Origin of the sequence: Streptomyces sp. NBC_01410 (assembly GCF_045040195.1) — a bacterium.
Taxonomy (GTDB): Bacteria; Actinomycetota; Actinomycetes; order Streptomycetales; family Streptomycetaceae; genus Streptomyces.
Genome location: NZ_CP109530.1, coordinates 3,040,531 through 3,057,703 on the forward strand (window position 1 = coordinate 3,040,531; position 17,173 = coordinate 3,057,703).

At 70.3% G+C, this 17,173-nt stretch carries 15 protein-coding genes, 2 tRNA genes and 2 pseudogenes; 4 read left to right on the forward strand and 15 right to left on the reverse strand.

Features of this window, described 5'->3' with window-relative positions:
- Positions 1-103: 103 nt before the first annotated feature.
- The 5 genes from OG741_RS13965 to OG741_RS13985 are packed head-to-tail and all read right to left on the reverse strand — an operon-like array spanning position 104 to position 2,775.
- Positions 104-1,234, reverse strand: a complete 1,131-nt coding sequence (locus OG741_RS13965; RefSeq protein WP_405597593.1) for an AAA family ATPase — start codon at positions 1,232-1,234, stop codon at positions 104-106.
- Positions 1,231-1,761: a hypothetical protein gene (locus tag OG741_RS13970; protein ID WP_405597594.1), complete on the reverse strand. Its 531-nt coding sequence runs from the start codon at positions 1,759-1,761 to the stop codon at positions 1,231-1,233. Before OG741_RS13970 ends, OG741_RS13965 begins: the two co-directional genes overlap by 4 nt.
- Positions 1,758-2,315 carry a DUF6907 domain-containing protein gene (locus tag OG741_RS13975; protein ID WP_405597596.1) on the reverse strand — a complete coding sequence of 186 codons (558 nt, stop codon included), beginning with the start codon at positions 2,313-2,315 and terminating at the stop codon, positions 1,758-1,760. Before OG741_RS13975 ends, OG741_RS13970 begins: the two co-directional genes overlap by 4 nt.
- Positions 2,316-2,365: 50 nt before the next feature.
- Positions 2,366-2,539, reverse strand: a complete 174-nt coding sequence (locus tag OG741_RS13980; protein WP_405597598.1) for a hypothetical protein — start codon at positions 2,537-2,539, stop codon at positions 2,366-2,368.
- Positions 2,539-2,775, reverse strand: coding sequence for a helix-turn-helix transcriptional regulator (locus OG741_RS13985; protein WP_405597600.1), 237 nt, complete (start codon positions 2,773-2,775; stop codon positions 2,539-2,541). Before OG741_RS13985 ends, OG741_RS13980 begins: the two co-directional genes overlap by 1 nt.
- A 386-nt stretch (positions 2,776-3,161) precedes the next feature.
- Between OG741_RS13985 and OG741_RS13990 the strand changes: the two genes are divergently transcribed.
- On the forward strand, positions 3,162-3,608 hold the full coding sequence (locus tag OG741_RS13990; protein WP_405597603.1) for a hypothetical protein: 447 nt from the start codon (positions 3,162-3,164) through the stop codon (positions 3,606-3,608).
- A 7-nt stretch (positions 3,609-3,615) separates the two neighbouring features.
- On the opposite strand, the gene OG741_RS13995 is transcribed toward OG741_RS13990, so the two are convergent.
- The 5 genes from OG741_RS13995 to leuS form a co-directional block, all read right to left on the reverse strand.
- A complete protein-coding gene (locus tag OG741_RS13995) occupies positions 3,616-5,082 on the reverse strand; it encodes a recombinase family protein (protein ID WP_405597605.1) in 1,467 nt (488 codons plus the stop codon).
- A 10-nt stretch (positions 5,083-5,092) separates the two neighbouring features.
- Positions 5,093-5,962: a helix-hairpin-helix domain-containing protein gene (locus OG741_RS14000; protein WP_405597608.1), complete on the reverse strand. Its 870-nt coding sequence runs from the start codon at positions 5,960-5,962 to the stop codon at positions 5,093-5,095.
- Positions 5,963-6,249: 287 nt separating this feature from the next.
- Positions 6,250-7,095, reverse strand: a complete 846-nt coding sequence (locus OG741_RS14005; protein ID WP_405597610.1) for a DegV family protein — start codon at positions 7,093-7,095, stop codon at positions 6,250-6,252.
- 77 nt (positions 7,096-7,172) lie between these two features.
- A complete protein-coding gene (locus tag OG741_RS14010; RefSeq protein ID WP_405597611.1) occupies positions 7,173-7,967 on the reverse strand; it encodes a hypothetical protein in 795 nt (264 codons plus the stop codon).
- A gap of 121 nt (positions 7,968-8,088) precedes the next feature.
- Positions 8,089-10,944 carry a leucine--tRNA ligase gene (gene leuS / locus OG741_RS14015; protein ID WP_405597612.1) on the reverse strand — a complete coding sequence of 952 codons (2,856 nt, stop codon included), beginning with the start codon at positions 10,942-10,944 and terminating at the stop codon, positions 8,089-8,091.
- Between the two features lie 585 nt (positions 10,945-11,529).
- Between leuS and OG741_RS14020 the strand changes: the two genes are divergently transcribed.
- Together OG741_RS14020 and OG741_RS14025 are read left to right on the forward strand one after the other, a co-directional pair.
- Positions 11,530-12,948, forward strand: a complete 1,419-nt coding sequence (locus OG741_RS14020; protein ID WP_405597614.1) for a hypothetical protein — start codon at positions 11,530-11,532, stop codon at positions 12,946-12,948.
- Positions 12,945-14,540: an NADH-quinone oxidoreductase subunit NuoF family protein gene (locus OG741_RS14025; RefSeq protein ID WP_266476450.1), complete on the forward strand. Its 1,596-nt coding sequence runs from the start codon at positions 12,945-12,947 to the stop codon at positions 14,538-14,540. Before OG741_RS14020 ends, OG741_RS14025 begins: the two co-directional genes overlap by 4 nt.
- Positions 14,541-14,637: 97 nt before the next feature.
- On the opposite strand, the gene OG741_RS14030 is transcribed toward OG741_RS14025, so the two are convergent.
- The 4 genes and pseudogenes from OG741_RS14030 to OG741_RS14045 form a co-directional block, all read right to left on the reverse strand.
- Positions 14,638-14,710: transfer RNA gene (locus OG741_RS14030), tRNA-Ala, on the reverse strand.
- Between the two features lie 143 nt (positions 14,711-14,853).
- Positions 14,854-15,087 (reverse strand): hypothetical protein, encoded by a 234-nt coding sequence (locus tag OG741_RS14035; protein WP_040916346.1) that lies wholly within the window; start codon positions 15,085-15,087, stop codon positions 14,854-14,856.
- Between the two features lie 3 nt (positions 15,088-15,090).
- Positions 15,091-15,258, reverse strand: coding sequence for a hypothetical protein (locus OG741_RS14040; RefSeq protein ID WP_324980570.1), 168 nt, complete (start codon positions 15,256-15,258; stop codon positions 15,091-15,093).
- A gap of 70 nt (positions 15,259-15,328) precedes the next feature.
- Positions 15,329-16,658, reverse strand: a pseudogene (locus OG741_RS14045) (MFS transporter).
- Between OG741_RS14045 and OG741_RS14050 the strand changes: the two are divergent.
- Positions 16,617-16,829: pseudogene (locus OG741_RS14050) on the forward strand (helix-turn-helix domain-containing protein); the annotation flags it as partial. The pseudogenes OG741_RS14045 and OG741_RS14050 overlap by 42 nt on opposite strands.
- Before the next feature lie 192 nt (positions 16,830-17,021).
- Here the strand turns inward: OG741_RS14050 and OG741_RS14055 are convergent.
- Positions 17,022-17,094, reverse strand: a tRNA-Ala gene (locus OG741_RS14055).
- Positions 17,095-17,173 lie beyond the last annotated feature (79 nt).

Sequence of the window (17,173 nt, forward strand, 5' to 3'; positions counted from 1 at the left end):
GCTGTGACCTGGCATGTTTCGCGGATCGTGCACCCGCGTACGGGGTGCGTGCGGGTGCACGGCTGAGGGAGTGCGTATACCCCTGCGTGCACCCCCGCGCGGTTCATGAGGCGTCCGCTCGGGCCAGGTAGTAGCGGGTGGGCTCGCCGGGGGTCTTCGGCTCGATGCGGGCCAGATGGCCGGAGTTGACGAGCTTGTCGAGCTTCCGGCGCGCCTTCATCTTCTGCGCCGGGGTGATCTTCTTCGTCTCGAAGATGGCCTCAGCGGCACCAGCGCTGGTGAGTCCGTGGACGCTTCCAAGGCCTGCGAGCTCTAGGAGGTCAGCGGAGTGCAGCACGGTCGTGAGGCCTGCCGCGTGGTCGTGTACGAGCTGGAACGGCCCCACTTCGTCCATGGGCTGCTTGAGGTGGCGGAACGAGACGACCGGGTCGCCTGCCTCACCCCAGAGCAGGACGACGGAGCCCGCGCCGGACGTGATCCAGGTCGAGCCGTAGATGTCCGCCATGGTGTTGGGCGCGGCCCCGTTGGGGCCCCGCTTCACGACGTGGTGGTTCTCCATGACCTGGACGCCTTCGGCCAAAGCCTTCTGCCGGGCGCGGTTGTATCCGGCGCCGACCGCATCGTCAGCAAGGCCGATTGCGGCGTCCTTGATGCTGTCGATGACGACCGTGTCGGCCTTCGCTCGGTCGCACATTGCCGCGAGGATGTCCGTGTGCCTCGCGAGGTCGAAGGGTGGCGGCCCCTCCCAGACGACGAGATGTTCGTTTAGGAACACGGGGTCGTCTTTCGCGAAGATGCGGTTGCCCGCACGGCGCGTCTGCGCTGGCCGGTCCATGGCGAGCAGCAACACCCTGCGGCCGGGTACGACCGGGTAGCCGAGCACGCCGTCTTGGAGGCCGAGGCGGGCCCGGATGATCTGGTGGGCCAAGGTGGTCTTGCCGACGCCCTGCGGAGCCGCGATGAGCAGCGCCTCGCCCTCGGCCCACAGGACATCGCTGCCCGCTCCCCAGACGGCCGGCGGCGTGTCCGGCACGTCGTGGAAGAACGCGCCACCAGCCTTGAAGGATGTCGACAGCGGCTGGTCCGCGACCGCGTCGGCGGTGTCTCCCTGCGGGGCCAGATCGCTCCAGTCGATCCCATCGGGAGCGGCCGGAACGGCGCCGAGCAGACTCACCACCGGATCGAGCGGCGGGCGCTCGGCCGGCGGCGCGTCTACTTCGTGGTGCGTGGTCAAGCTGCTCTCTCCTGACCGATGGGCTGGTTGTCCGGGCGGTCGATCTGTTCGCCGTTGGGCCCGCAGTGCCGGTACCAACCGGGGCGTCCGGGGATGGCGATGGGAGGCCAGCCGGGAGTAGCGACCACCGCCCGCGCGGCGGGTGCCTTGGTTCTGCGGGCCTGGACTTCGGCGTGTGTGGGGCGACGGGCAATGGAAGGAGCGACGCGGCGGGCGTACGCCTCGGCGTCCGCGGTGACGATGCGGTACCAGCGCTCGGGGTCCTCATCGAGGAGCTGGTCGAGCCATGCCTCACGCTCGGTGTGGCGGCGCCACTGCTCGGCGGCCGTGAGGATGGCGGCCGCGCGGCGGGGATCGGTCGCTCTGAGGGCCAGCCATGCGGCGCTGCCGTAGTCGGGGAAGTTCTCGACATCGAGTGCAGTCACCTGCGCGGAGGCCCACAGGGCGGTGACGTCGCCCGGGGTCACGCCGGAGGCCCCCGGCGCCGTGGTGGCGTCGGGGGCTCCGGGGCGGGCCTGGACCGTCACGCGCGGGCCTCGGCGGCGAGCAACTCGGCGAGGTGGTTCCGCGCCTTGCGCAGCTTGCCCAGGTGCGCGGCCGTGGCAGCGATCAGCTCGTCAGTCTGGTCAAGGTCGAACGTCTCCCACCTGCCGCCGCTCTCGAACTCCAGCTCCGGCCGACCCTCGTGCCACTGGACGATGGAGAACTCCATCACCCGCTGCCCTGCGGGGTCGGTGATGGCGTGCGCGGGGCCGTGGTGGATGTGCTCACGCGGGTCTGCGTGCGAGTCGGGGTCACCCGTGCACCAGGCTCGCCCGTCGGGGCAGGTGCTGTCTCCCGAGGGGACCGCAGCGGTCTGCGCCCGGTCCTGCTCCAGCGCGGCGAGGATTCGGCCGGCGGCCTCAGCGGGGCTGCCCAGCTGCTCGGCGAACCGCTCGAATTCCGTCTCGAACCGGGTGAGCGGCGACTCGGCGGCCTCGATCAGGGAGGCGGGCTGCGGCGGCAGTCCGGCGAGGAGCGGCAGCGTCTTGCCGGTCGGCGCGGTTGCGTCCGCGGGGATGGTGGTCGTAGCGTTCTGCATGAGGATGCTCCACTTCTGACGGCCGGGTTGCACCCCGGCCGTCTGTGTTTTCAGCTAGCGCGCTGACGGGTGTTCTCGTTGGGCGGCGTCGAGACGGGAATCTCGGCGCCGTTCTGGTGTCGTCGCTCGCGTCCGAGGCCGAGGAGAGCGAAGAGGCGGCGTACCTGGGTCTCGGTGAGCTCGCGGTCCGCGTAGACGTCGGAGATGGTCCGCTGGGCGGCCATCAGGCGGCATCCCGAAGCTCGCGGATGGCGTCCACGTATCGGTCCAGCAGCACCCCGCGGGGGGTGCGTGTGCCGGCCTCCCACTGCGAGATAGCTGCGCGAGTGACGCCGATGGCGTCGGCGAGTTCCTGCTGCGTCAGCCCGGCAGCGGCCCGAAGCTCCCGACGCTCACGAGGAGCGGGAAGCTCGCGCCGAATGCGCAGGCGGCTGCGGATGTGCTCCGCTGTTGCGTTCACGTGACCAGTATTGGGCCCACCCCGTCAGTTTGTCTACGAGGTGGGCTCAATCCGTCACTTCAATGTCGGGGTGAGCCCAATCCGGCCCAATTGGCTCACCGGCGTTGACCGCACGTGACGGAGAGTGCGACATTCTCAGGGTGAGTAGCCCCCAAGATGATCAGCAAGACGCCTCGGCGCCTGTCTTCCGCGGCAGCTCAAGAGCCACGGCCACAGCCCTGTTCCATCCGACCGCCGACGAGAAATCGGCAGGGGTGGTCGGTCACTTTCGGCGCTTGGGCGCTGGATGGACGGCCGCCGGCACCGTGGCGCGAGGTCCTCAGGGCCTGGTCATCACTCGGCTTGAGGTCATCCCGGGGCAGCCGGGCGAACCGATCGGCCCAAGCGTGACCTCTCGCCTCCTTCGTGATATCCCTGTTGGCGAAATCCTGGATGCTGCTCGCCAGTGGACGGCCATGAACGAGATTGCCAACACTGGACCGTGGGCCATCATGATCAATCCGCCAGAGCGGACGGCTGACGAGATCATTGCGGCGTCCACGACCTCAGACAAGCCCAGTCCCGGGCGCGCGGCACTGCCGGACGAGCTCCTGATGGCGGTGGCGGAGGGGTACATCGCCGAATCCGCACCGGGAAAGCCGCGAGGTGCCGTCAAAAGGCTGGCCGCAGTGCTCAAGCGCCCAGAAGAGACGGTCTCGCGTTGGGTAGCGCGTGCGCGAAAGGAAGGGTGGCTCGGGCCTGGAGCTGCTGGCCGCGAGGGCGCCGAGCCCGGGCCGCGACTGGCCGCGGCTCAGGCAGCCATGCGTGAGGCTGGGCAGAACGCCCCCGAGTGACGTCGGCCTAAGTTGCCGGATCGAGCGGGATGAGCCGCGCCGGGTCGAACCGGCGGGCCACGCCTTCTGCCATGGGCATCACCCGGTAGCCGGGCAGGATCGCGAGCAGCACCTCACGGCGGCCGGCAGGCTTCAACTCCGCCCAACCCGCCCGTACGTCCCCGGCGAGCAGCGCCCGCAGCACCCGTGGAGCCTGCGACGTGAGCAGCGCCTCCGACTCCTTCACCCGCGCGGCGATGATGCGCCGCGCCTCGGTGTACTCCTGGAGCCCCATCTCTCTGCGCGCCCACATGGCCGCCAACTCCTTTAGCTGTGCCTCGTCTTCGGCCAGCTCGGCGCGCGCCGCGTCGCTCGTCTCCGTGCTCGCGAGTGACCGCAGCCGCGCGAGGACGTCCCGCTTGCCGAGGAAGTCGAGCACCTGGTGCTCTACTTCCGCTTCGGCGTGCGCAGCATTGATGGTGATCTTCCCGCAGCCGCCCCGCGGCGTGGCACACCAGTACCGCGGGCCCCGGTTGCCCTGCCAACCGCACAGCGGGCGGTTGCACCGCGAGCAGATGAGGGCGCCGGTGAGCCACCGTACGAAGTCGTTGCGAGAGCCGCCGCCGCGCTCGTTGAGGCGGGCCTGCACGTCGTGCCAGGTCTCGCGGTCGATGATCGCGGACCATGAGGCGTCACCGATGATCTCGCCGCGGAACCGCCGGAGTCCGGTGATGCGGGGGCCCCGGAGGATCGAGGACACGGAGCGCGAGTTCCACTCCTCAGCTTTGGCCGGCTTGACGCCGCGGGCGTTGAGGTCGTCGCAGATCTCGTTCTGTGACCAGCCGTTGAGGACGCACGCCGCCATCCAGCGGATGACCTCGGCCTCGGGGTCGCAGACGGTCATGCCGTCGCGCTCGTACCCGTACGGGCGGAAGCCGCCGCCGCCTACCTTGCCCTCGGCCGCCAACTCCTCATGCTTGCGGGAGACACGGCGGGAGGTGTCCCGGCTGCTCTTGTTCGCGACGGCGCACATGATGCGAGCCATGGTGATATCGGCGTCGTTCGCGAGCCGCAGGGAGCCCGTGACGGACTCGACAGGCACACGGGGCCGACGGGACTCCACAACGTCGATCAGGTCCTCAAGGTCCCGAGGATCGCGGGCCACGCGGTCGAGGTCGTCGGCAATCAGGCCGTCGCACTCCCCCGACGCGAGCATGTCCAAGGCCGCGCGGAATCCGGGCCGTACGGTGCGCAGCGCGGTCGTGCCGTCGGGAAGCTTGATCTTGCGCCGCTTGAATGCCGAGGTGTCGTCCTCGGGAATCACCTTGGTGACGGTCCAGCCGAGACGCTTCGCGAGGGCGCGCCCGTCCTCCTCCTGGCGGCCAATGCCCTTGGAGAACTCGGCCCGAGCCGCCTCGACTTCGCTGGTCTGCTCGTCGTCCTCAGCCTTGCGGTAGCTGATGCGGAGCAGGAGTACGGCCCTTGTTGGCGTCATGTTCGATAGGTTACATTGCCAATGTCGGATCGCCGATCCCGTTGACCTCTCGGAGTTCGTCGACGGACCGGAAACCCCCGTGCTGGGTGCGGTAGTCGACGATGTGCTGGGCAAGCACGGGACCGACCCCGGGCAGGGTGTCGAGCTGCTCCACGGTCGCCGAGTTGAGGCTCACCGGCCCCGCCGGCTGAGCCCCTGCCGGACCCGGTGCACCCGGGCCCGATCCGGTGGCGGGCAACCCGGACGGTACGGCGACGCCCACCACCACCTGCTCTCCGTCCATGAGCACCCGAGCCCGGTTCAGGCCGGTCAGGTCAGTACCCGCTCTGACGCCACCTGCCGCCCGCAGCGCGTCGGCCACCCTGGATCCCGCCGGCAGCCGGTGCACCCCCGGCCGCCGCACCTTGCCGCTGACGTCGACGACGACGATCCGCCCGCCGCCCGGCCCCGGATCGGGCGGCGGCGGCCCGGGGGCCGTCCGGGGCTCCGGCGTGACCGCGCCCTGCTGGACGAGCTCCGGGGCCCGTACGGTCTGGGGCCGCCCCACCCAGAAGTGCTGGACCGCGAAGCCCGCGGCCAGCAGGAGCACGACGGCCAGGGCGGCGAGAGCCCTGGGCTCCAGACCGCATCTGAGCTGCAGCCACAGCGGCAAGCGCTCCCGCACCGCCAGCCGCATGCGCTGCCGGGCGCTCGTACCGAAGTCCACATCCGCGCCGACGTCCACATCCGCGGCCGCGACGGCGCGCCCTTCGGCACGCGAGCGCCCGACAGCAGCGTCGAGAATCGCTCCGGGCGGTTCGGCAGGTCCCGTACCGCCCGGCGATCCGTCGAACAGGGCGTCCGCGCGCCGGCGCGGGGCTGTGATCGACGCGGCAGCCACCCGCCCGCCGCGAAGACGAGCGCGTCGGCGAGCAGGACGGTAGATGCCACGGCCGGGGCCACTACGCGAGCCCAAGTCGCGGGCGCGGCCATCAGCGACGCGGCCATCGCGGGCGCGGCCGTCCGAAGCCCGCGCCCTGCCCGGGCCACTACGTGCGGAACGTGTTCTCAGAGCCATGTCACAGGACGGTAGGCACATCCGCCCGAACCCGCTGAGCAGGCTCAATTTCCGTGGACAACCGCCCTGTTGTGGATAACCCCGTCACCCACAAGAGCGTCGGCGGCTCCTCAGCGAGGCGAGACCACAGCCCCCAGCAGCCCCGGTCCCGTATGCGCCCCGATCACCGCGCCCACCTCGCTCACATGCAGATCCACAAGGCCGGGAACCCGTTCCCGCAGTCGCTCCGCCAGTGCCGCGGCCCGTTCCGGCGCGGCGAGATGGTGCACGGCGATGTCGACGCTGCTCGTGCCCGCCCGGTCGACGACGATCTCCTCCAGCCGGGCGATCGCCTTCGAGGCCGTACGCACCTTCTCCAGCAGCTCGATCCGGCCGCCGTCCAGCTGGAGCAGCGGCTTCACTGCAAGCGCCGAGCCCAGCAGCGCCTGCGCGGCACCGATCCGGCCGCCCCGGCGCAGATAGTCCAGGGTGTCCACGTAGAAGTAGGCCGACGTGCCCGCGGCGCGCTTCTCGGCGGCGGCCACCGCCTCGTCCAGCGTGCCGCCCCCCTCCGCCGTCTCCGCGGCGGCGAGTGCGCAGAACCCCAGGGCCATGGCCACCATCCCGGTGTCCACCACCCGCACCGGCACCGGCGCGTCCTTGGCGGCCAGCACAGCCGCGTCGTACGTCCCCGAGAACTCGCCCGACAGATGCAGGGAGACGATTCCCGTCGCTCCGGCCTCGGCTCTCGCACGGTACGTCTCGGCGAACACCTCGGGGCTCGGCCTGGAGGTGGTCACCGGCCGTCGCTTCTGCAATGCGAGCGCCAGCGAGCGGGCCGAGATCTCGGTGCCCTCCTCGAGCGCCTGATCACCAAGTACGACGGTCAGCGGCACCGCGATGATGCCGTGGCGCTCCATCGTCGGCGGCGGCAGGTAGGCCGTTGAATCGGTGACGATCGCGACATGGCGGGACATGAGCGGGAGGTTACCCGCAGGGGCGGCCGGACGGCAGCCCGGGCCCTCGTCGGTGGTCGCGTCGCCTGCCTGGTGGTTCAGTTCGTGGTCTCCGGACGGGCTGTTTTCTGCCAGGGGTAGGACGTCTGCTGCCGGGGATCGGGTGCCGTGATCGCCTGCGGCTGCTCTGCCACGGTCTGCCCGGGCCCAACGCCGGCCCCGGCCTCCGGCCAAGTCTGCTCCGCGACACCACGGTCCCCACCACCGTCAACGCCAACACCGGCACCGCCCGTGCCCCCGGCCTCCGGCCACGACGCCGCCGCAGGAGCCTGCGGCTCCGCCGTCTCCGCTCCCGACCAGTGCCGCAGCGCGCCGGACTCCACATCGATCTGCGTGCTCAGCGCGTCCAGATCGTCGTCGGCGAACTTGCGTGCCCGGTCCCGCGCCGCCCACCGCAGGGACTCGGCCGAGCGCGTGATCCGCTCCGTACGTTCACGCAGCCCGGGCAGCAGCGACGCCACCGTCGCGCGGTCCGGCTCGCGCTCCAGTCGCTTCAGCTCGCCGTCGAGCTCATGGCCGTGCGCACTCAGCCGCTGGAACAGGCCGATCGACTCCGACAGCGAGGCGTCCTCGGCAGCGCCGGCGTGCAGCGCGTCCTGGGTCGCCCTCATCGACGTACGCAGCGACAGCCGCAGCTGCGCCAGCTCGCCGACCACGCCGCCCTGTCCGTAGCTCTTCGCGCGAAGCGTCGTCTCCTCGACGGTGCGGCGCGCCTGCGTGACCGTGCGCTCCACACCTCGCTTGGCCGCGCCGATGACCTTCACGCTGACATACACCCCCAACGCCACAAAGGCGACGAAAAGAAGCGCCAGTATCAGAATCGCGGCTTCCATGAGCGCCCCTCCGGCGTCGGCTGTTGTCCCTCCACCGTAAACGGAACGGGCAGGCCGCGGGTTCCATCGGAACCCCCAACCTGCCCGTAGGGGAAAACCCCTGCCGTCAACCGGCCCTGCGCTACGCGGGGACGATGTTGACCAGCTTCGGCGCCCGCACGATCACCTTGCGGATGCCCGCGCCGCCCAGCGCCGCGACCACTGCCGCATCACCCAGCGCCAGCGCCTCCAGCTCCTCGTCCGAGATCGACGGGGAGACCTCCAGCCGCGCCTTGACCTTGCCCTTGATCTGCACCACGCACGTCACGGACTCGTCCACGACATAGACCGGGTCGGCGACCGGGAAGTCCTGGTGCACGACCGAGTCGGCGTGGCCCAGCTTGCGCCACAGCTCCTCGGCGATGTGCGGGGCCAGCGGGGCGATCAGCAGCACCAGCCGCTCCGCCACGCTGCGCGACAGCGGACCGCCCACCTTGGTCAGGTGGTTGTTCAGCTCGGTGATCTTGGCGATGGCGGTGTTGAAGCGCAGCGCGGCCAGGTCCTGTCCGGCGCCGTGGATCGCCTTGTGCAGCGCGCGCAGCGTCGGCTCGTCGGCCTCGGTGTCGACGACCGTGATCTCACCGGTCGCCTCGTCGACGATATTGCGCCACAGCCGCTGCAGCAGCCGGTACTGGCCGACCACGGCCCGGGTGTCCCACGGCCGCGAGACATCCAGGGGGCCCATCGCCATCTCGTACAGACGCAGCGTGTCCGCGCCGTACTCGGCGCAGATCTCGTCCGGAGTGACCGCGTTCTTCAGGGACTTGCCCATCTTGCCCAGCTCGCGCTTGACGGGTTCGCCGTTGAAGTAGAACTTCCCGTCCCGCTCCTCGACCTCGGCCGCCGTCACCGGGAAGCCGCGGCTGTCCCGGTAGACGTACGCCTGGATCATGCCCTGGTTGTACAGCTTGTGGAACGGCTCGACCGAGGAGATGTGCCCCAGGTCGAACAGCACCTTCGACCAGAACCGCGCGTACAGCAGGTGCAGTACGGCGTGCTCCGCGCCGCCCACGTACAGGTCGACGCCGCCGTGGGGCAGGCCCTCGCGCGGCCCCATCCAGTACCGCTCGATCTCGGGGTCGACCAGCTTCTCGCTGTTGTGCGGGTCCAGGTAGCGCAGCTCGTACCAGCACGAACCGGCCCAGTTGGGCATGGTGTTGGTCTCGCGGCGGTAGCGCTTGACGCCGTCGCCCAGGTCCAGCTCGACGTCGACCCAGTCCTCGTTGCGCGACAGGGGCGTCTCGGGCTGGGTGTCGGCGTCGTCCGGGTCGAACGTACGAGGCGAGTAGTCGTCGACCTCGGGCAGCTCCAGCGGCAGCATCGACTCGGGCAGGGCGTGTGCCACGCCGTCCTCGTCGTACACGATCGGGAAGGGCTCGCCCCAGTAGCGCTGCCGGCTGAACAGCCAGTCGCGCAGCCGGAAGTTGACGGTCCCTTCGCCGATGCCGCGACCGGTCAGCCACTCGGTGATCTTCGCCTTGGCCTCGGCGACACCCAGGCCGTCCAGCGAGATCTCGTCGTTGGAGGAGTTGATCGCGGGGCCCTGGCCGGTGAAAGCCTCGCCCTCCCAGCCCTCGGGGGGCTGGACGGTACGGATGATGGGCAGGTCGAAGGCCTCGGAGAACTCCCAGTCGCGCTCGTCCTGGCCGGGGACGGCCATGATCGCGCCCGTGCCGTAGCCCATCAGCACGTAGTCGGCGACGAAGACCGGGATCTTCTCGCCGGTGACCGGGTTCAGGGCGTAGGAACCGCTGAAGACACCGGTCTTGTCCTTGTGCTCGGTCTGCCGCTCGACATCACTCTTCGTCTGAGCCTGCTTACGGTACGCCGCGACCGCCTCCGCAGGAGTGGCGGCACCGCCCGTCCACTGCTCCTTGACGCCCTCGGGCCACTCCGCCGGGACGATGGAGTCGATCAGGCCGTGCTCGGGCGCCAGCACCATGTAGGTGGCGCCGAACAGCGTGTCGGGGCGGGTGGTGAAGACCGTGATCCGCGCGTCGTCGCGGCCGTCGACGGAGAAGTGGACGCGTGCGCCCTCGCTGCGGCCGATCCAGTTGCGCTGCTGCAGCTTGATCGCCTCGGGCCAGTCCAGGCCGTCCAGATCGTCCAGCAGCCGGTCGGCGTAGGCGGTGATGCGCATGTTCCACTGGCGCAGCTTGGCCTTGAAGACAGGGAAGTTGCCGCGCTCGGAGCGTCCGTCCGCGGTGACTTCCTCGTTCGCCAGTACGGTGCCCAGGCCCGGGCACCAGTTGACGGGCGCGTCGGAGGCGTACGCCAGCCGGTAGCCGCTCAGTACGTCGGCGCGCTCGACGGCGCTCAGCTCGCTCCACGCGCGCGTGGAGCCCGGAACGGCGCGCTCACCGCTCTCGAACTGCGCCACCAACTCGTCGATCGGACGGGCCTTCTGCGCATCCTCGTCGTACCAGGAGTTGAAGATCTGCAGGAAGATCCACTGGGTCCACTTGTAGTACTCGGGGTCGATCGTCGCGATCGACCGGCGCTGGTCGTGGCCCAGGCCCAGTCGGCGCAGCTGCCGCTTCATGTTCTCCATGGCGGCCTCGGTGGACACCCGCGGGTGCGTGCCGGTGGCGACCGCGTGCTGCTCTGCGGGCAGGCCGAAGGCGTCGAAGCCCAGCGTGTGCAGGACGTTGTGCCCGGTCATGCGCTGGTGGCGGGCGAACACGTCGGTGGCGATGTAGCCCAGGGGGTGGCCGACGTGCAGACCCGCGCCCGAGGGGTACGGGAACATGTCCATGACGAACTTCTTGGGCTTGGCCGCCAGGGCGGGGTCCCCGGCCAGGTCGCCGGTCTGGTTCGGCGCCTCGTACGTGCCCTCGGCGTCCCAGAAGTCCTGCCAGCGTGCCTCGATGTCGGCCGCCATGGCAGCCGTATAGCGGTGTGCTGCGGCCACCTCTGCAGCTGAATTCGTCTCGCTCATGATCTTTGAAGCTCCATCGATTCGTCTCTGCCAGCGGAATCCAAAACGAAAAAACCCCTCGCACAGGAGGGGACGCCGCGCCGATTCCGACCGGATCTTTCATCCGTCGGGACTGATCAGCGCGGCTCGCTAAGCAGAAGGCGTACGGCACGCATGGCGTCAGGGTACCGCAGCGGGCGAACCGGCCGCATGGCACCCGAGCGGGGTCGCCGAGCCACTCCAGTACCCGACCGGGGGGATCAGGGCGGTACGATCCGCACCTCTGCACACTTCCCCCACCTAACCCGCGCACATACCCCGCGCATGACACTCACCGTTTCCCCGTCGAACCACCGAACACCCCCACGCACCCCTCACGCGCCACCGGCGCACGCCCCACGTCGCGCCCCGGAGCACCCCCGATTGGCATAGGCCAATACCTCAAGGCACTCAAGTTACTCCGCGTATCGGGCTTATCCGGGGCAACCCCAGAGTCAGTTGACTGTGGTTCCGCTCTCTAAACGCCGAAACCTCAGACCACTTGGTATGGGTCGACCTAGCATGCGTCAACGGGACCGCATTTCCCGCACCATTCGGAGTCGCCCCATGAACCCTCATCGCAAAAGCCGTTCTTCGCCAGCGCCGGGCCCCGGGCTCAGTCGCCAGGTCCAAGGCGGCCTGACCGCTGCGGCGTTGGTACTCATACCCCTGCTCGCCGTCGGCGGGAGCGACAGTTTCCGCGCAGCGCTGGACTTCACGACCGGGGTCCTGTCCCTGGTGTCCCTCACCGCATCCGTGGCGTGGGGCCTGATCGCCACCGACCGGCTGCTGCTCTCCACACGCCACCGCCTCCTCGCCCAGGGCATCCACCGGAGCACCGCGATCGCCTCGCTCGGCTTCCTGCTGCTGCACGCCACCGTGAAGGTGTCGCTGGGCCATGTCGAACTCATCGGCGCCCTGGTCCCGTTCGGACTCGGCGTCACCGGGACGTCCAGCCTGATCGGCTTCGGCTCGCTCGCCGGGTTCCTGATGGTGGTGGCCGCCACGACCGGCGCGCTGCGCAGCGCCCTCGCGGCCAACGTCAAGGTGGCGGGCCGCTGGCGTCCGCTCCACATGCTGGCCTACCCGGCCTGGTGCTTCGCCCTTGTGCACGGGCTGTACACCGGTCGGCCGGCCGCGACGTGGGTGATCACCATGTACTGCCTGACGCTCACCGCCGTCGCCGCTGCCGTCGCCATACGGATGCTGCCGCAACCTGTGAAGCGCCGCCTCGCCGCCAAGATCCTTTCCCTGATCGGCTCGGCCGCCGACAGACAGGGCGCGGAGGAGTGGGAACGGCGCGATCTGAACGCCTCCCCGCTCCCCGGTGCGAGCGGAGTGACCGCACCGGCCGGACTCAACGGCATGAACGGCATCCCCTCGCAGCGCCCGTACGAGGCCGAGTTCCAGCGCGAGACCCCGCTCGGCGGCCCCCTCGGCCAGTCGCGCGCGCAGCCCCGCCGGCTCGCCGCCCCCTCGCCCCAGCTCTACGAAGCCCCGCCGCCCCCGATCGCGGAAACCCCCGCCGAGAGGACCGCGGGCGGCGGCATGGGCCCCGGCACCGGGATCTCCGCCGCGTATCGTGCGGTGTCCCTTGCGGGCGACCAGGCGGCCCCGCTGGCCGAGCGCATCCCGATGACCGAGGAGATCCCCGTCGTCCCGGAGTCGGGCCCCATGCCGGGCCTGTGGCCGGCCCCGTCGCCCCCGCCCCCCGCGCAGGCCTTCCTGCCGGAGCCGTCCGAGCCCCCCGCTCCTTCGGCGTACGAGCCCCCTCCGGTGTACGAAGCACCTCCCTCCCCCTCGTACGGCACAGCCTCGTACGAGACACCGTCCGCTTACGATCCCTCGTCCCCGTACGAAGAACCCCCCTCCCCGTACCAATCCGGCACTGCCGGTGGCTACGAAGACACAGCGCCAATGCCTGGACCCCTCTTTCCGCCTCCGGCGGGAGAGCCCTGGAACGCGCCCGCAGGAGACCGACCGTGAACACCCCCCTTCCTGATGTCCCCGAGGTCCGAGTCGTCGGCCTTCCCCAGCTGACGCAGGGGTTCGACCTTGTCGAACGACTCGACCTCCCCATGCATCTCAAGGTGCACGGCCCTCTTGAACCCATGACCGGCGAGCGGCTCGCCCAGCTCGCCGAGGAGATATCCCTGCGCGGCCGCGGCGGCGCCGGCTTCCCATTCGGACAGAAACTCAGAGCGGTTGCGAAGTCCGCCATCCGGCGCGGGGTGCGGCCCGTCGTCGTGATCAACGGCAGTGAGGGCGAGCCCGCCTGCCGCAAGGACACCGTCCTGCTCAACCGCGCCCCCCATCTGATCCTCGACGGCGCGCTGCTCGCCGCCGAGGCGCTCGGCGCGCGCACTCTGGTCGTCGCGGTCACCCGCAACTCCACGGAGATCTCCATGCGCGCCGCGCTCGCCGAGCGCGGCCTGTCCGACCGGCGCGGGCAGCAGCTGCGCGCGCGGGTGGTGCGCACCCCGGAGCGCATGGTCTCCGGCGAGGCCTCCTCCGTGATCCGTGCCGTCAACGGCGGCCCCGCCCTGCCGCCGGGCCGCCGTGAGCGCGCTTCCGACACGGGCGTCGGCGGCGCGCCGACCCTGCTGTCGAACGCGGAGACGTTCGCGCAGCTCGCCATCGGCGCCCGCATCGGCTCACGCCGCTACAGCCACACCGGCCTGGACACCGAGCCGGGCACGGTCATGCTGACGATCTCCGGGGCGGTGGCGCGCCCGATGGTCGTCGAAGTCCCCACGGGTGTGCCGCTGCGGTACGTGCTCCAGCTGGCGGGCGCCCCGCCGCTCCCCCAGGGCGTGCTGACCGGCGGCTACCACGGCAACTGGATCGACTCGGTCGCCGTCCATGAATCGCTCGTCTCGAGAGAGTCCCTGGCCTCCGTCGGCGGCTCGCTGGGCGCGGGAGCGATCCTCCCGATCGGCCCCGAGACCTGCCCGCTGGGTGAGGCGCTGAGGGTGGCCAACTGGCTCGCCGCCGAGACGGCCGGGCAGTGCGGCCCCTGCAAGCTGGGCCTGCCCGCCGCGGCCGGCGGTCTGTCCGATGTCATCAACGGCGGTGGACCGGCCGCCCTGGAGGCGCTGCGCGAGGTGACCCAGGCCGTGAAGGGCCGGGGCGCGTGCAAGCACCCCGACGGCTCGGCCCGCTTCTTCGCCTCGACCCTGTCCGCCTTCACCGACGATCTCGCCGCCCATGTGCTCCACGGCGGCTGCGGACGCGAGACGACCGGCGTGCTGCCGCTCCCGCTGCCCGGCTACGAGGAGGCGGAAGAGTCGATTCCGAGCGGCGAGAAGGTCTTCATCGACTGGACGCTCTGCCAGGGCCACGGGCTCTGCGCGGACATCATCCCGGAGCTGATCCGGCTCAACCCCGACGGCTACCCCTCGGTGGCCGACGCGGTCGTTCCCATGCACCTTCAGGGGCGCGCTCAGCGGGCCGTACGCCGCTGTCCCGCACTGGCGATGCGTATCGAGCAGATGCCCGCCGAGCGGGCCCCCGCGCCCTCCGGCCGACGGGAACTGCCCGGCGGCAACCGCAAGGCCCTTGGCAGCGGCCGGGGTTGACGGGACTGACGGGACATAAGGAAGCGGGCCACCCGATCCGGGTGGCCCGCTTCCTTATGCGTACTGCATGTGTACTGCTCGATCTGTACTGCTTCTGTGGAGCTAAGGAGAATTGAACTCCTGACCTCCTGCATGCCATGCAGGCGCTCTACCAACTGAGCTATAGCCCCTTGCGATGTGCCGCCCTGCTGGAAGGCTTCCCCCGCGGCGACGTCGACAACATTACACGGTCCCCCCGGTGCTTCACCAAATCGTTTCCGGGCCTCACACGGACGCTCAGAGGGGACACCGCCGACGGCGCGAGCCGTCCCTGTCACGCCGTGGCGAAGGAGTAGAACCTCTTCAGGGTGCAGTGCTCGTCCAGCAGCCGCCCGTAGATCGGCTCCCCTTCGAGCTCTCTGTACGTCTCGATGGGGTCGCCTTTTATGATCAGCGCCCGCGCGCACTCCTCGCACCAGTACTGGTACTCGGGATTGATCGGGTCCATGTCCCGGACGATGGGCGTACCACTGCCGCACCAGTCGCATTTACGCCTGTGTGCACCCATCATTCAGCTCCAGCTGTGGCCGCAGGCCGTGCACACGTAGGACACTCCGCCATTGTCGCCGAGGACTTGGGCGACATGCGCCGAACCACAGGACGGGCAGCTGAGACGAGCGCGTGCTTCCGCCGCGGCAAGCAGGTCATCCTCGGCCTCCTCGCTCCCGCTGGCGGACATCGTGCTCTCCCTCCCGTTCTGGCCGGTGTCCCCTCCGGCCGTCCGATTCTGCCATGGCCACGCAAGAGGGTCAGCGGCGTTTGCGTACCAGACCGGCCACCGAACCCAAGATCGAAGCCGCGGCGAGCGCGAGCGCGCACACCCACAGCGCATCAGCCGGCCCCTGCGCCCCGGGTACTGTCTGCCGATTCAGGAAGAGTGTGCCGAATGCGGCAACTCCGATCAGCTGTCCGAGCTGCGCGATCGTCACGAGCAGCCCACTGGCGTCCGCGGCATCCTCCTGTCGTACGGTCGCGAGCGCGCCGGTGAGCGTGGGGCTGTAGGCGAGCGCCAGACCGGCTCGACGCCCATGAAGGCGCCGTACAGCCACAGCCCGCCGTCGCTTCCGTCCCGCAGCGTCAGACCGACCGCGAGACAGGCGAGGGCGGTCAGCGCGAACCCGCCCGGGACCAGCGCCTAGTGCAGGCCGGCGGGCCGGCGCCGCCAGGTCAGCCCGACCGCTCCGAAGATCACCGCGGTCGGCGCGAACATCAGCCCCGCGCGCAGCGCACTGTGGCCGAGACCACCCTGGACAGGCAGGGTGAGGGTGAAGAGGAAGCCCGCGTTCACCGCCATGACCAAGGTGATCCGGAGCACCGCGCGGCCCATGCCGGGGATGCGCAGAACGCGCGGCGCGACCAGCGGTGCGCCGCCACGCGCGGCCAGCCGTGACTCGTACGCGAGGAAGGCGCCGAAGAACGCCACGGAGGCGGCGAGAGAGAGCCAGGACCATGCGGGCCAGCCCTGCTCCTGCCCGAGCACCAGCGGCACGGTTAACAGCGACACAGCGGCTGCGAGCAGCACCAGACCGGGCAGGTCGAGGCCGCGGGCGCGCTCGGGCTCCTCGCGCCGGTCCCTGGGCAGTATCCGCGCGCCCAGGACGAGCAGTGCGAGGCCGATCGGAACGTTCACCAGGAAGACCGGCCGCCAGCTCGCGCCGAGGAGGTCGGCACTGACCAGTACACCGCCCACGACCTGCCCGGCGGCAGCTCCGGTGGCCAGAACCGCCGAGTACGCGCCGAGCGCCCGCACCCGTCCCTCGCCGGTGAAGTTCCGCTGGATCAGGCTGAGCACCTGGGGAATCATCAGCGCCGCGCCCGCGCCCTGGACCAGCCGGAAGGCGATCAACTGGCCGGTGTCCACGGCGAGTCCGCAGCGAGCGAGGCGGCGGTGAAGAGCAACAGCCCGCCCAGATAGGCCCGTCGGTGTCCGAGCCGATCGCCGAGCCGCGCGCCGGTAATGAGCACGGCGTACGAGATGGTGTAGCCGGCGATGACCAGCTGCAACCCGGCGCCGGACGCGTCGAGTTCGTGACCACGATGACGGCGACGACGAACACCACGGGCGCGGCGACACACCACCGCCGCAGACCCGAGCTCGCCGCGTTTCTGCGCAGCCGCCGGGCGCGGGTGACGCCCGCCGACGTGGGCATGCCGCCCGGGCTGCGGCGGCGCACCCCGGGGCTGCGCCGCGAGGAGGTCGCCCAGCTCTCCGGCGTCGGTGTCACCTGGTACACCTGGCTCGAACAGGGTGCCGGAGTGCCGGATCGTCGCCTACACCCCGAACGACGAGGAGAGCCGACAGCGGCTCGAGGCGCTGCGCGACCGCCGCGGCCGCTGGCGAACCGGAGACGACAAACCGGCGGACGACGAACCGGATGACGGGCACGATGACGGCCGGGAAACGCGAGATCCCGCCCTCTGGTGAGGACGGGATCCGGATTGTGGAGCTAAGGAGAATTGAACTCCTGACCTCCTGCATGCCATGCAGGCGCTCTACCAACTGAGCTATAGCCCCGCGTGTTCTTCGCGCTCCGCGCTGCGAACAAGAAGAACTTTAGCCTGCGACCTGCCGGAAAGTGAAATCCGGGGTCACG

Bases quoted from the DNA above. Each gene is read 5' to 3' on its own strand.
- OG741_RS13975 (WP_405597596.1), bottom strand. From the start codon at position 2,315: ATGCAGAACGCTACGACCACCATCCCCGCGGACGCAACCGCGCCGACC.
- OG741_RS13980 (WP_405597598.1), bottom strand. From the start codon at position 2,539: ATGGCCGCCCAGCGGACCATCTCCGACGTCTACGCGGACCGCGAGCTC.
- OG741_RS13995 (WP_405597605.1), bottom strand. From the start codon at position 5,082: ATGACGCCAACAAGGGCCGTACTCCTGCTCCGCATCAGCTACCGCAAG.
- OG741_RS14005 (WP_405597610.1), bottom strand. From the start codon at position 7,095: ATGTCCCGCCATGTCGCGATCGTCACCGATTCAACGGCCTACCTGCCG.
- OG741_RS14010 (WP_405597611.1), bottom strand. From the start codon at position 7,967: ATGGAAGCCGCGATTCTGATACTGGCGCTTCTTTTCGTCGCCTTTGTG.
- leuS (WP_405597612.1), bottom strand. From the start codon at position 10,944: ATGAGCGAGACGAATTCAGCTGCAGAGGTGGCCGCAGCACACCGCTAT.
- OG741_RS14020 (WP_405597614.1), top strand. From the start codon at position 11,530: ATGAACCCTCATCGCAAAAGCCGTTCTTCGCCAGCGCCGGGCCCCGGG.
- OG741_RS14035 (WP_040916346.1), bottom strand. From the start codon at position 15,087: ATGGGTGCACACAGGCGTAAATGCGACTGGTGCGGCAGTGGTACGCCC.
- OG741_RS14040 (WP_324980570.1), bottom strand. From the start codon at position 15,258: ATGTCCGCCAGCGGGAGCGAGGAGGCCGAGGATGACCTGCTTGCCGCG.